14 protein-coding genes are annotated in these 12,403 nt (G+C 48.1%); 4 read left to right on the forward strand and 10 right to left on the reverse strand.

What is annotated here, in order from left to right; all coding sequences use genetic code 11:
- The first annotated feature begins 48 nt into the window (after positions 1-48).
- Both BP71_RS05070 and BP71_RS05075 read left to right on the forward strand, forming a co-directional pair.
- On the forward strand, positions 49-1,272 hold the full coding sequence (locus BP71_RS05070; RefSeq protein ID WP_496377259.1) for an RsmB/NOP family class I SAM-dependent RNA methyltransferase: 1,224 nt from the start codon (positions 49-51) through the stop codon (positions 1,270-1,272).
- A 66-nt stretch (positions 1,273-1,338) separates the two neighbouring features.
- The gene (locus tag BP71_RS05075; protein ID WP_496377261.1) at positions 1,339-1,575 is read left to right on the forward strand and encodes a hypothetical protein; all 237 of its coding nucleotides are present in this window, start codon (positions 1,339-1,341) and stop codon (positions 1,573-1,575) included.
- A gap of 62 nt (positions 1,576-1,637) precedes the next feature.
- On the opposite strand, the gene BP71_RS05080 is transcribed toward BP71_RS05075, so the two are convergent.
- From BP71_RS05080 to BP71_RS05100, 5 genes are all read right to left on the reverse strand, one after another.
- Positions 1,638-2,084, reverse strand: coding sequence for an SRPBCC domain-containing protein (locus BP71_RS05080; RefSeq protein WP_496377263.1), 447 nt, complete (start codon positions 2,082-2,084; stop codon positions 1,638-1,640).
- Between the two features lie 210 nt (positions 2,085-2,294).
- On the reverse strand, positions 2,295-3,200 hold the full coding sequence (locus BP71_RS05085; protein WP_496377265.1) for a helix-turn-helix transcriptional regulator: 906 nt from the start codon (positions 3,198-3,200) through the stop codon (positions 2,295-2,297).
- Between the two features lie 7 nt (positions 3,201-3,207).
- Entirely contained in the window at positions 3,208-4,050 is an 843-nt protein-coding gene (locus BP71_RS05090) for a ThuA domain-containing protein (RefSeq protein WP_496377267.1), read from the reverse strand.
- An 87-nt stretch (positions 4,051-4,137) separates the two neighbouring features.
- Positions 4,138-4,902, reverse strand: a complete 765-nt coding sequence (locus tag BP71_RS05095) for a DUF5984 family protein (protein ID WP_496377269.1) — start codon at positions 4,900-4,902, stop codon at positions 4,138-4,140.
- A 21-nt stretch (positions 4,903-4,923) separates the two neighbouring features.
- The gene (locus tag BP71_RS05100) at positions 4,924-5,427 is read right to left on the reverse strand and encodes a hypothetical protein (RefSeq protein ID WP_496377271.1); all 504 of its coding nucleotides are present in this window, start codon (positions 5,425-5,427) and stop codon (positions 4,924-4,926) included.
- A 170-nt stretch (positions 5,428-5,597) separates the two neighbouring features.
- Here BP71_RS05100 and BP71_RS05105 point away from each other — a divergent pair, with 170 nt between their 5' ends.
- Complete coding sequence (locus BP71_RS05105; protein ID WP_496377750.1) at positions 5,598-7,715, forward strand: Tex family protein; 2,118 nt, start codon at positions 5,598-5,600, stop codon at positions 7,713-7,715.
- Between the two features lie 54 nt (positions 7,716-7,769).
- On the opposite strand, the gene BP71_RS05110 is transcribed toward BP71_RS05105, so the two are convergent.
- Positions 7,770-8,216: an SRPBCC family protein gene (locus BP71_RS05110; RefSeq protein WP_295928598.1), complete on the reverse strand. Its 447-nt coding sequence runs from the start codon at positions 8,214-8,216 to the stop codon at positions 7,770-7,772.
- A gap of 115 nt (positions 8,217-8,331) precedes the next feature.
- Here BP71_RS05110 and BP71_RS05115 point away from each other — a divergent pair, with 115 nt between their 5' ends.
- Complete coding sequence (locus tag BP71_RS05115) at positions 8,332-8,787, forward strand: SRPBCC family protein (RefSeq protein ID WP_496377273.1); 456 nt, start codon at positions 8,332-8,334, stop codon at positions 8,785-8,787.
- Here the strand turns inward: BP71_RS05115 and BP71_RS05120 are convergent.
- The 4 genes from BP71_RS05120 to BP71_RS05135 all read right to left on the reverse strand — a co-directional run bounded on the left by BP71_RS05120 (position 8,784) and on the right by BP71_RS05135 (position 12,375).
- A complete protein-coding gene (locus BP71_RS05120) occupies positions 8,784-10,106 on the reverse strand; it encodes a putative porin (protein ID WP_496377275.1) in 1,323 nt (440 codons plus the stop codon). The two genes, BP71_RS05115 and BP71_RS05120, sit on opposite strands and share 4 nt — an antisense overlap.
- A gap of 104 nt (positions 10,107-10,210) precedes the next feature.
- The gene (locus tag BP71_RS05125; protein ID WP_496377277.1) at positions 10,211-10,789 is read right to left on the reverse strand and encodes a hypothetical protein; all 579 of its coding nucleotides are present in this window, start codon (positions 10,787-10,789) and stop codon (positions 10,211-10,213) included.
- Between the two features lie 459 nt (positions 10,790-11,248).
- Positions 11,249-11,902, reverse strand: a complete 654-nt coding sequence (locus BP71_RS05130) for an NAD(P)-dependent oxidoreductase (RefSeq protein ID WP_496377279.1) — start codon at positions 11,900-11,902, stop codon at positions 11,249-11,251.
- Positions 11,903-11,964: 62 nt separating this feature from the next.
- Positions 11,965-12,375 (reverse strand): Rrf2 family transcriptional regulator, encoded by a 411-nt coding sequence (locus tag BP71_RS05135; RefSeq protein WP_496377281.1) that lies wholly within the window; start codon positions 12,373-12,375, stop codon positions 11,965-11,967.
- Between the last annotated feature and the right edge of the window lie 28 nt (positions 12,376-12,403).

Here is a 12,403-nt window from a genome sequence, read left to right on the forward strand (position 1 = left end):
CATATCGATCGCCAATTTTGTGCCTTCATTCTAATCCGGATCTGAATTTTGAAACTATACAAAGGGCTGGTTGCAGCCACAGTCGAGGCGTTGCAAGACATTTTTATAAGGAACCGGCAGGCCGACCGAGTCGTCGAGCAGTTGCTGAAATCCAATAAAAAATGGGGCGCCCGCGACAGAGCTTTTATTGCCGAGAATACCTACGAGATGGTGCGTTGGTGGAGACTGATAAAGTATGCCGCGCAATTGGAGAAAGCCATTGAGCCGGATGATTTCTGGCGCATTGCAGGTAGCTGGCAGCTCATCAAACCGCTTCATTTTCAAGAAGTTGAAAGTAGCGATCTCCCGGATTGGCCTGAATGGGAAGGCATTGAGGCCGAAACGGTATTGGCGCGTTACCGGGAAGGTTTAAACACGAGGAAGATCGCGGAATCCGTTCCGGACTGGATCGACGAGATAGCGGAAGCGGAGCTGGGAAGTATTTGGAGTGACGAGCTTTCCGCATTGAACAAGACGGCGCCACTGGTACTTCGCGTGAATACCTTGAAAACGAATGTCGAAACGGTACGGGAACTGCTGGGGGTTGACCTGACTGAACACGTTCCCGGTATGCCTGACGCATTGATCGTAAAAAAGCGACTGAATATCAGTGGATTGGAGTCATATAAGCAGGGTTTTTTCGAAGTGCAGGACGCAGGATCACAGTTGATAGCGCCTTACCTGGATGTGCAACCGGGCATGTCGGTGATCGATGCCTGCGCAGGTGCCGGGGGAAAAAGCCTTCATTTGGCTGCATTGCTCGAGAATACCGGTTCGGTGCTTTCGATGGATATCGATCATTACAAATTGCAGGAGCTCGAACGCAGGGCAGCGCGAAATGGCGCGGGCAACGTGCGGACGATGTTCATCAGCTCCGATAAAATCATTTCGTCCCTCTCGGAAACGACCGACCGGTTGTTGCTGGACGTGCCCTGCTCCGGCCTGGGTGTGCTGCGCCGGAATCCGGATAGTAAATGGAAGCTTAAACCGAAGTTTCTGGACGAGATCAGGAAGGTGCAGGCACAGATCCTCGAAAATTATTCGAAAATGGTCAAGAGGGGCGGAAAAATGGTATATGCGACTTGCAGCATCCTGCCTTCGGAATCAGAAGACCAGGTGCGAAAATTCCTTAACGGACATAGTGCCGAATGGGAGTTTGTTTCCGAGCATCGCACGTCAGTGTCCCGGGATGGTTTTGATGGTTTTTATATGGCACTGATGAAGCGGAAGTAGCTTAAAACGTTCCGGGAGGGCGAGGCATGGTTTTTTCAAAGCTGTTTTGAATCAACGAACATGACCATGAACTATCAAAACATTGAACTGGGCGGAATTTTCGTTGCTGAAATGCCTGGTGATCAGCCACCTGCGCCTAGCTATCCTGAGAAGCCGCGGGAGCAGGGGCCGCTTAACCCCCGACCAAACATTCCCGGAACGGATGCGCCCGAGGTGAGTACCGGATCCGGAATGGATGACGACAAGCCCGCTGAGGACATCGAAGAGCGGGAAGTAGGTGAAGTGGAGTCTCAAAACCCGTAATACTAAAAGGTTGTCGATAGCAGTCGGCAACCTTTTAGTATTTGCTGTAAAGGCCGTTCGCGCTACGCTTCCACCAGCTTTTTAATTTCCACCAGAATCGGATTCCAGCCTTCTCCGTGGTTGTAGGAATCCTGGTAACGTCGTTCCCCCTCGGCAACGGTGCTATAATCCCCCTGCGTTACCTTAAAATGCGTCTGATTACCCTGCGGAATCAGCTCGTAAGTGACTTCAAGGTAGTTTTCAGATGTGTCATCGATGTTGGAATGCGGATCGATGGTCGTGTATTTCAGGAACTTTTCCGGCTCTATTTCCAGGACTTGCCCTTTTACATAAATGATTTCCTGTCCTTCGTGTACACCTTTCCAGAGTAGCTCACTCCCCACGTTCCAGTCTGAAAGTGCCTCACAACCAAACATATATTGTTTTGTTTGTTCCGGATTGACAAGTGCGTCCCAAACCTTGCTAACAGGGGCGTCGATGATGATTTCGTTGCGGATGATAAGTGACATAGGTTTTAATGATTGATTGAATGAATGATTTGCTGTGGAATGGGGAACGAGTAAGCGGGTGAATAGGCCACAATAGGATGGTGTTCGTAATTTTGGCAACTATATTTTAGCCAATAACCATAACCGGCCACCTGACTATACCTGACTACCTCTGGCCGTCCCTGCCTCCGTGACAATATTACCGCAGATCCGTCCCTGGGCGATTGCGTTTCAGGGATTATTTCTAATCGAAAAGGGAGTGACGCCAAATTTCTTTTTAAATGCATTGTTGAAATGCTGCGGAGTGGCGTAACCGAGTTGCGTGGAGATCTCCGCCGCGGTTTGCTGGGTGTCGAGCAGGTATTGCCTGGCGAGTTGCAGGCGCTGTTCGGTGAGGTAGCCAAAAACTGTGTTGTTAAATGTTTCTTTAAAGCCGCGTTTGAGTTTGTATTCGTTCAGGCCCACATGCTGCGCGATCTCGGAGAGATTGGGAGGGCAATGGACCCTGTCGTTGATCAGGTCGCGGACTGCGATGATCTTTTCCCTGTCGCTTTTAGTCTTGATAAATGCCTCCTTCCGGTTATCCGAAGCCTCACATGCATCGGCACACAGCACGAGCAGTTCAATGCTTTTTGACAACAGAAACAGCTTTTTCAGGCTTTCAGAATACTTACAGTGAATGATTTGCCGGATGACCTGCTGAATAGGCGAATCGATCGTGCCCCAGTTTTCAGTCAGGATCGTGCTTTTCCCGAGTATGATGTTTTCAGAAAAACGCTTCAATGCGTCGCTGGCATTTTGCGTAAACTGTATGAATGTTTCTTTCGGGAACTGAATGCCAAAGGTTTCTATTTCAAGGGTTTTGGCCTGAACCGTCATTTCAAACTCCCTGGAATACATGATGTTGTAATGCCCGCCGACGAGGTCGAACGTTCTGCCGAGCTGATTGTAGGTAAACATATAGTCGCCCTTCATGCCGAAATGCATACGGACCACGTCCGTAATGACGCTTTGGGAATGAAAACTTGTCAATTCCGTGAACCGGGAGATGGCATGCCCGAGACGAATGCCATCGCATTGCCAGGTTACGCCCGTCATGCTGCCTTTGTCAAAGTCCCGGGACTGCTTCTCTTCCATCAGAATGCTATTTTTTGTTCTTGCCCAACCACAGGATGGTGTTGACCAAGAACTGGTTTTGCTGGTCGTTGTCGAAGGTAAAGGATAATTCTTTATTGGTCTTGTTATCGTAGTCGATATCGTTGTGGCCCATGTTCATGTACAGCATTTTGAACTTTTTGTTGGTCCACGCTACCGGGTAGTAGCCGCTATGCCATATTTCGTGCTGTTTCGGCCCTGTTCCAAGCGGGAAACTGACCGGATCGACGGAAAGCAGGATTTCGATGTCAGGATTGCCTGTCAGGTCTTTTTCCCATCGGTACCATTCGTTGGGAGAGGCCTTGAATGTGGCTTCGAGCCCTTTGGTGGCCGGATGCCTCGCGTCTTCCACTTTAAGAACAGCGGCGGTGGGGCGCCAGGTGTTGCTTTTGTATTGTCCCGAACCGAGGAATTGGTCATGGTACCAATCCCAGTTTTGCGGGTATGCCGACGGTGTCAATGCGAACGCAGCAAAGTGAAATCCGATCCAGCCGCCGCCATTCTCCATATATTTTTGGAATGCAGCCCGTTGCTCAGGTTTTTCCGGACGTGTATCGAGAAACAGCACGACCTGATACTGCGACAGGAATTCCGCATTCAGGTTGTCCCAGTTAGTGGTTGAATCATAGGAAAAGCCATTTTCCTGAGCAAGTTCAGGAAGGCGGCGGTTCGCCTCGTGCACGAAACTGATGTGCGCACGGTCGTTTTTACCGGTGAAGAATGCGATGACTTTGAATTGTGGCTTTTTCTGTCCGTGAGCGGCATTGAGCGCCATCACAATGCCCAACAGAACCAGGAGGACAGCCAGTGGCTTACCCGAAAAGTACTTCATTTGAACAAGGTTTAGGATTTGATTAGGAATTAGATGCCAAATATAGCATGTTACCAATCCAACTTTTTATGAACACGCCGGTCCATTTCAGTCACTGTCTGTTATCTTGGCCAACAATGCCTGGATCTCTGCCCATGGGTATTCGATTGGGTGGCTCAGACCGTTAAGATACTTCCTAAAAACGCTCTGAATCTGAGAATTTGTTGTTAGAAGATGATCGCGATGTTGGTTTTGTATGTTTGGTGTCGCAATGATTTTTTCAGCCATCGAACCAAAGAATGAATCCGCAAATAGTTTGGTTTGATCCATAAAGTATTGAAAATCCATTGTGCATTGGCCGAAAGGAAATGTCCAAAGATGGGTTTGCCTATTTAATCGATGATCAGCGTTCCAAATGATTCGTAAAGAGCTTTCAAACCGGAAGAACCAGACAGTCGGGCCTCCGTGCAAATATTCTGCTGGGATAGCTCTCTTGTATATCCATGATGCCAGTTTTTCTTCCAGTTCGTCGCCATTGTCGACGGTGTACAAGTACCGTCTCAAAGTGCGTTTAAACTTCTGAAAGGATGTAAAATCACTTACATAGGATGAAAATGTTTCGGGGAGTTTAATTGCTACCTGTTCCAGAATATCTTGGAGATCCTCGAAGAACCGACCGAGATAGTAATGATAGTGTGTTGTATTATCGTGAAAGTAAAGTTGTGAGGCTTTGGAATATTCATAAAGGCAGGCGTTTGGCAGGTTGATGCATAGATTACCCTCGGATAAAAAGAACCAGCCAGGTGGAGATAGTGCCGGATCTGACGCAGCGTTCAGTTCGAATTGGAATAAGATTCCTGGCTTTTTTATCATGTCGGCTTTTTTGCATAACGATTACTCTATGTTCCGAACGTCGTAATCTTTGATGTTGGATAAATGAAAATCGTTTTCAGTAACAAGAACTGCTTTTATCGTAGTCGGCTGGCCTATTGGGTTAAGCATTTCATAGTTTTCGCACTCGCTGAGTTCGTTGAGAAGATCGGTGCCATTTTCGAATCCTCCCAGAATCACCCATGGGAAACCGTAAGAAGTATTTACATAGCTTATCGTAACATCCATTAAGCCCCTTGAAGAGTGTAATTCCAAGTTTCCTGACGGCTCTGAATGAAACTCGCCAAGAAGATTTGTCAACGTATTGACGGCGTAACCTTGGTATCTAATGAAGTTCAACAGGAGTGCGTTTCTTTTTGATTGCTCTATCTCAAGTGACAATTCTACGTGCGCTGCGTTACAGTTGGAATAGCCAGGTCGAATTGTTTTGATAAGCAGATATTTGTCGTGCTGCGCATTGAGATGAATAATCTTATATATGCTGTAAATTGTAATCTGGCTGGCCATTTAGCGGATTGGAGTACGATTGAGCCTGAAATGTACAAAGCCAACTTGCTGAGTAATGTTTGGAGTGATTGGAAGGCCAGGGTAATTTATTTTTCGTGTTTAGAACAAATAGGCTGCTATTTTTGCGGTTCATGAGAATACCCCTGAATAAGAATACCCCTGAATATTTTATGAACTACACCCTTATCGCACAGCAGGCGGGCGTTACCGACAAGCAGGCGAAGAATACCATAGCGCTGTTTGAAGAAGGCGCCACAGTCCCGTTTATAGCACGTTACCGGAAGGAAGCGACAGGCGGACTGGATGAAGTCCAGATCGGAAATGTCAAAGATGCATGGCAGAAACAGCAGGAGGTCGAAAAGCGGCGCGAAGCCATTCTAAAAAGCATCGAAGAGCAAGGCAAGCTCACGCCTGAGCTGAAAAAGAAGATCGACAGCGTTTTTTCGATGACCGAACTGGAAGACATTTATTTACCTTATAAACAAAAAAGAAAAACCCGGGCCGTCATGGCCATTGAAAAAGGGCTGGAACCGCTCGCGAAGCTTATTTTTGAGGGCAGGGAGCGCGACCCTCGGGGCAAAGCATCGACATTCCTCAACGAACAGGTAGGAGACGTAGAAGAAGCATTGCAGGGTGCCCGCGACATCATCGCCGAATGGATCAATGAGAATCAGGAGGCGCGTACCAAAATCCGCTACACATTCCAGCGGGGAGCGATCATCACTTCGAAGGTGAAGAAGAAGAAAGAGGAGGAGGGGGCCAAATACCGCGATTATTTCGATTTTTCAGAACCTTTGTCCAAAATACCTTCGCACAGGCTGCTAGCACTCAGGCGGGGCGAAGAGGAAGGTATTCTGAGCGTCGACATTTCACCCGACGAAGATGCAGCGCTGGAAAAGCTGGACCGACTTTTTATGATCGGTACCGAGGCCTGCAAAGATCAGCTGGAAATTGCCATCGCCGATAGCTATAAACGGCTGCTCAAACCTTCCATTGAAACGGAATTTTCCAATTTGTCCAAAGAGAAGGCCGACGTTGCCGCCATTCAGGTTTTCAGCGAGAACCTGCGGCAGTTGCTGCTGGCGTCCCCGCTCGGGCAGAAAACGGTATTGGCCATTGATCCCGGCTATCGGACCGGCTGCAAGGTGGTAGTCCTTGATAACCAGGGTAACCTTCTGGCCGATCACGTCATTTATCCTTTCGACAAGCCGGGTGATGCCGCGGCACGTATTTCGGAACTGATCAGGAAATTCAAAGTGCAGGCAATTGCTGTCGGTAATGGAACAGCCGGACGGGAGACCGAGGACTTTGTGAAGAAGCTGCTCGATACGTCGGGCCAGTCGGCGGAGATCGGGTTGTTTATGGTCAGCGAGCAGGGCGCGTCGATTTACTCGGCTTCCGAAGTGGCGCGTGACGAATTTCCGGATAAGGATTTAACGGTTCGCGGTTCGATCTCGATTGGCCGCCGGCTGATGGACCCATTGGCCGAACTCGTGAAAATCGATCCCAAGTCTATCGGAGTCGGGCAGTACCAGCACGATGTGGACCAGAATTCATTGCGAAATGCTTTGGATGTAGTAGTGGAGAGCTGCGTAAATTCCGTAGGCGTAAATCTCAACACGTCCAGCAAGCACCTATTGAGGTATGTTTCGGGCCTTGGACCGGCTCTGGCGCAAAATATAGTGGATTTTCGTGCTAAAAACGGAAATTTCAAATCCAGGCAGCAATTATTGAAAGTTCCGCGGCTCGGTGCCAAGGCTTTCGAGCAGGCCGCAGGCTTTCTACGGATTGAAAATGGAGATAATCCGTTGGATAACAGTGCAGTACATCCTGAGCGTTATGATCTGGTAGCTAAAATGGCCAGAGATAGTGGCGCGACTGTGAAGGATCTGATGCAAAAGCCTGACGTGCGCGGACAGATCAGGATTGAAAAGTATGTTTCCGAAGCAGTGGGGCTTCCCACTTTGCGAGACATTTTAGCAGAACTTGAAAAACCGTCACGTGACCCGCGTGCGGAAGTGAAAAAATTTGAGTTCGACAGCTCGGTACGGAAACCGGAAGATTTGAAAGTCGGAATGATCCTGCCGGGAATTGTCACGAACATTACCGCATTCGGAGCATTCGTGGATGTGGGCGTGAAGCAGGATGGACTTGTGCACGTCTCGCAATTGGCTGATAAATTTGTGAAGGATCCGAATGAGGTCGTGAAGTTACAGCAGGTAGTAACAGTGAGAGTGACGGAAGTGGACCTCGCCAGGAAACGAATTGCGCTCTCGATGAAATTGTAATTGCGGTATCGTCAAACCTGTCGATAGGCAGGTTTGACGATACCGCAATTCGTTTTACAATACGTGCAGCCTCTCGTTCTCCACAACCTTTTTCAGATTCTGCAGCACGGTCATCCAGTTCCCTTCGGCCTTTACGACGGCCTCGTCATCTTCCAGATTGTCCTGCGTTAATACCAGTGTGGTGTTTTCGTGGTAATCCGACAAATGGAAAGTTACGTGTGTATAATTGTCCTCAAAATCTTCGGTCCCGGAAAGCGGACTCCAGAAAGAATAGCTGAGCACGCGCTCAGGAATGATTTCCAGGATTTCACCTTTGTCTACATAGTGCTGGCCCTGCCAGACCCCTTCGAATGTAATCGGGCTCCCTATTTCAAGGTCGGACCGCATTTCGGTGCCGTAGAGATACTTTTTGACGAGTTCGGGCTCTACCAACGCCTTCCATACCGCAGAAGGGCTTGCATGGATAGAAATGGTTGTGGTTGCAAGCTGTTTTCTGTTCATGTTATTCGGGATTAAGTATAAGATGAAATGTTGAGAAAACTGTGCCAGAAACAGCCGGGCGCTGACCCCGGGCTGGTCTAAATATTTAACGTATATTCAGATCAAACAGAGAAGCATGCGCGAACTATATTTTTCACAGCTCTTACCCATCCCTCTGGATGAGGCGTGGGCGTTTTTCTCCGACCCCGATAACCTGAAACACATTACACCGCCGCATATGGGTTTTGTCGTGACATCATCGCATCACGGAAATGAAATGTACGCCGGGCAGATTATCCGCTACATAATCCGGCCCCTTTGGCGGCTGCCATTGAAATGGTGCACCGAAATCACACATGTGGTTGACAATAAATATTTTATAGATGAGCAGCGCTTCGGCCCCTATGCATTCTGGCACCATCAGCACCATTTCACCGCAGTGGACGGTGGTGTGCTGATGGAGGATATCCTGCATTACAAAGTTGCGTTCGGGTTCGTTGGTGCGATCGTCGATCGCCTGATAGTCAACAGGGAGATAGCCGCGATCTTCGCTTACCGTAAAAAAGTGCTTACCGAGCGGTTCGCAGGTTAGAAATTGTATTGGACACGGGCCGTGAAAACATCGTCAGAAACGTCGCTCTCGTAACCAGCGAGCGCCGACTTCTCGTTCCGTACGAATTCGTAGTAGAAGACAAATTTGAGGGATTCGTTTGCCATATAAATGTAGCCCATACCTAAGGTATTATAGCGAAGGTCGGCTTTACCAAATCCATTGGCGGCAGATACTTCCTTGCCGGAAACCTTTGAGTTGGGATCATACCAGTCGTATTTCATAACAAACTGATGGTCCAGGCTCCACAGGTTTTGCAGGAAGTAAAAATAGGCCCCATTAAAGCTGCGGGTATAGAGCGGGTCTTTAATGCTGTTGGTGACCGGATAGGTGCCCGGGGTTTCGCTGGTAGCGAAAGTCGCGGTTTGTTTTCCTTTGATGTATTCTGCCCGAAATTCAGTTTCTCCTTTGGCGTTGGGAAAAGCGAGCTGAAAGTCTGCCCCGGCGTAATTCCTGGGTGTAAGTTTATGAAGGTTGGATGCGGATGAGTCGCGGACGGCCTGATACTCGCTGCCGCGCCGCTCCGTTCGATAAAGAATGTTTCCCTGGCTTACAATACCGCCTGTATATCCGGAGAGAGCCGCGGAAAAGGTCGCATTACCCAATGCGCGGATTTTGGTAGGTTTAAGGCTGAGGCGGCTGATCACGTCCTTATGGCTATCATAATCCATTGGCCCCGACATACCCTGGCCGTTAAATACACCGAGGTCGAATTTCAGCTTTTGGAACCATTCGCGATCCTTGCGGCTGGTAACGGTGAGCATTAAACCGATGTCGCGTTCCGTTTTCATCAGGATCTGCGACATGCGCCCACGCTCAGGCGTCTCCCGGTTTGCCGATGACAGGTTGACTTCATGGCCGAACGGCCGTGCAAACATCCCGGTGGTCAACGCGAAAATCTTGAACTTATTCTCATAGAATCGCCCCCAGAAATCGCGGATTGCTACCCCGCGTTCCGTGCCATCAAACTGAAATACGAAATAAGATGTCGGGTTATCGTTCTTATTCATGTGCGCGTAATCCACACGCAGGCGCCCGCGACGGAGCATGAAGCGGTTGTTGGAAAGACCGGAGAAATTGCCGCCGGCGTATGTTTCTGCACCTTCTTTGGTAATGTACTGAAATTGAGGCTGAATATAACCACTGATTCTCACGCGATTATACCTTTCGTAAATCGAAAGCATTCCTTTCCCCATGTGGTTGGTCGTATCCACAAGATCCATAAGGAATCGCTGGGCGAAAAGGTCTTTATGGCTTAAAAGTATAAAAAGTAAAAAAAGGCCGGCAACACGAAACTTCATCAGACTTATAATTGGTGGCTGTAAAATGGGGTACAAAGAACCTTATTTTCCCTTAATAATTTCAGCCAGGCCGGATAGTTTTTCTTCCCAATGCTTTTTCATGTCTACACGGTCGGATGGTGCGGGGAGTTTTTCGTGGTGAAAAATGATTGCGGATTTAGCGACATCCTTCGCCTTGTTTGCCATGACACGCATCTGCAAGATTGAGCTGTGGCGCCACTGTGCAGGCTGCCACGACATCCGTAAATGAGAACCCCGAGCACGGTGATCGTACCGGTAAGACCATCGGTCGTTTCAAATGAAGAGCCTTCCCGGAACTTGCCGGTCTTCAACGGCCCGAGCCAGATGTCCAGAGCCTCTCGGGATGTGATGAATTGCCAGGCTTGCTTTGCAGTGAGGGGAAAGGTGTGCCGGATACCGACTTCGTATCCGGAAGCAATCTCCCCTAATTCGCGTTTGCCCTTAGCCTCCCGGTATCCGAGCGCAATTTTCTGTCGGTACCACATACTTTCTACATGGCTTTCGAGCATCGATACAAGCGCTTTGTGAGTCAGATTTTCAGCGGCTGCCTTGTCAAGCCACTTGATCCAGGTATCCCAACCCTTGCCGGTTTTCTCCAGAAGTACATTCGATGAGAGCTTTGCAAGCTGGTCTGTCGATGAAAATGTCTCGTTGTCTATCATGGATTTGAATGTTTTCCCTTTTGTAAATTTAACAAAAAGCCATGCTTGATTTAGAATCCGATGTAGTTTTTGCAGCTATGAAGAGAATCAAAGAAGCGAAGATAATGAAACTTCCTGTTTGTAATGTATTGATAAGTAGATAGTTAGTGTTTGTACTTTTAATACATTTAATAGTATGTTATTAATTAAAAGTATTTTATGTTAAATACTTTTAATATTTTATATGCTTATGATTAAATTGATTAGTATTGAAAGGGTGGAGTGGAGAGAAAGGAACGGTATGGCCGTAGCATCAGAAAAGTTATACGCATCTGGAATATATCAAATGCATATAACTTTCAAAATGTATCTATCATTTATAAAATATAAAAAGTAATAAATGGTAGATATGTATAATTTATATAAAGCTATTCATACGAAATATATGGTCAAAACATTTGGTATGAATAGTAAGGATAATTAGGCTGCGGCGGTAAACCGCTGCTTGATGAAGTTGTTTTGTTCGATTTCATCCACGATGGCTACTGCCGTATCTTCCACGGAAAGGACACTGCGGTGATGCTCGTCAAAGACCGGGGTGTCCAGCGCTGTGCGGTACTTGCCTGTGCGTACACCCGAGGTACCCTGATGCATTTCGATCGCCGGGCTCAGGAAAGTCCAGTCGAGTTCGGTCTCTGTTTTCAGGATGTTGAGGTAGTCTCTTGCGGCTGTCGCGCCGGGCTTATACTCTTCAGGGAAGTTGGGGCTGTCTACCAGTTGCAAACCGGGTTTGATTTCCAGGCTTCCGGCTCCTCCCACGGTCAGAAACCGCTTTACACCCGCCTGCTTCACACCAGCGTGAATCGCTTTTGCGCCGGCGAGAAAGTCGTTGTAGATGTTAGGGTTAGTCCAGCCCGCGTTATAGGTGCTGATCACAGCATCGTGCCCGGCTACTGCCGACGCTACTTCGCCGGCATGCATTACGTCGGCCGCTTTTGGCGTAACCAATGCGCTGCTGACGTCGATATTAGCGATGTTACGTGCAATGGCGGTAACCTGATGACCGCGTGAAACGAGTTCCTTCAAAACCTGGGTACCAACAAATCCGGTAGCGCCGATCAATGCAATTTTCATAAGTGATTGTTTTAGAGTTTATAATGTTACTGAAATTAAAAATGTTACAGTTTTGAATAGAATTAACTGAATTTTTGGCAAAAGTCGGCCAGCGAAACCTTTCCGAGGCTGGCGAGTAATGTCTGCTCGGCTGTGTCGTACAAACTATCCAGGTGATCGTTGATCTTGCGACCGACCGCACAATCCGGGTTGGGGGAGTTGATGCCTTTGCCCAGCAGGTCCTTTTGCCTGACAGCTTCGTAGACCTCCGACATGAAGATCTGGCCCGCAGGTTTCGCCAAACGACTGCCTCCGGATTTTCCTTCCTTGCTGAGCACCAGTCCGCGTTCGCGCAAATTACTTAACTCCTTGCGTACCAGCACCGGGTTAATATTAATGCTCCCCGCCAGGTACTCCGACGAGGTCCATTCCTCTTCCGAAAAAGTAAGCAATGTGAGTATATGCACAGAAATCGCAAACCGCCCGCTATTCATACTGTAACTTTTATTATTACAGTACAAA

This window comes from Dyadobacter ginsengisoli DSM 21015 (genome assembly GCF_059568735.1).

Excerpts from the sequence above, each read along its gene's own strand:
- BP71_RS05075 (WP_496377261.1), top strand. The coding sequence starts at position 1,339 with ATGAACTATCAAAACATTGAACTGGGCGGAATTTTCGTTGCTGAAATG.
- BP71_RS05090 (WP_496377267.1), bottom strand. The coding sequence starts at position 4,050 with ATGAAGTACTTTTCGGGTAAGCCACTGGCTGTCCTCCTGGTTCTGTTG.
- BP71_RS05100 (WP_496377271.1), bottom strand. The coding sequence starts at position 5,427 with ATGGCCAGCCAGATTACAATTTACAGCATATATAAGATTATTCATCTC.
- BP71_RS05120 (WP_496377275.1), bottom strand. The coding sequence starts at position 10,106 with ATGAAGTTTCGTGTTGCCGGCCTTTTTTTACTTTTTATACTTTTAAGC.
- BP71_RS05135 (WP_496377281.1), bottom strand. The coding sequence starts at position 12,375 with ATGAATAGCGGGCGGTTTGCGATTTCTGTGCATATACTCACATTGCTT.
- BP71_RS05105 (WP_496377750.1), top strand. The coding sequence starts at position 5,598 with ATGAACTACACCCTTATCGCACAGCAGGCGGGCGTTACCGACAAGCAG.
- BP71_RS05085 (WP_496377265.1), bottom strand. The coding sequence starts at position 3,200 with ATGGAAGAGAAGCAGTCCCGGGACTTTGACAAAGGCAGCATGACGGGC.
- BP71_RS05125 (WP_496377277.1), bottom strand. The coding sequence starts at position 10,789 with ATGATAGACAACGAGACATTTTCATCGACAGACCAGCTTGCAAAGCTC.
- BP71_RS05110 (WP_295928598.1), bottom strand. The coding sequence starts at position 8,216 with ATGAACAGAAAACAGCTTGCAACCACAACCATTTCTATCCATGCAAGC.
- BP71_RS05095 (WP_496377269.1), bottom strand. The coding sequence starts at position 4,902 with ATGATAAAAAAGCCAGGAATCTTATTCCAATTCGAACTGAACGCTGCG.
- BP71_RS05080 (WP_496377263.1), bottom strand. The coding sequence starts at position 2,084 with ATGTCACTTATCATCCGCAACGAAATCATCATCGACGCCCCTGTTAGC.
- BP71_RS05115 (WP_496377273.1), top strand. The coding sequence starts at position 8,332 with ATGCGCGAACTATATTTTTCACAGCTCTTACCCATCCCTCTGGATGAG.
- BP71_RS05130 (WP_496377279.1), bottom strand. The coding sequence starts at position 11,902 with ATGAAAATTGCATTGATCGGCGCTACCGGATTTGTTGGTACCCAGGTT.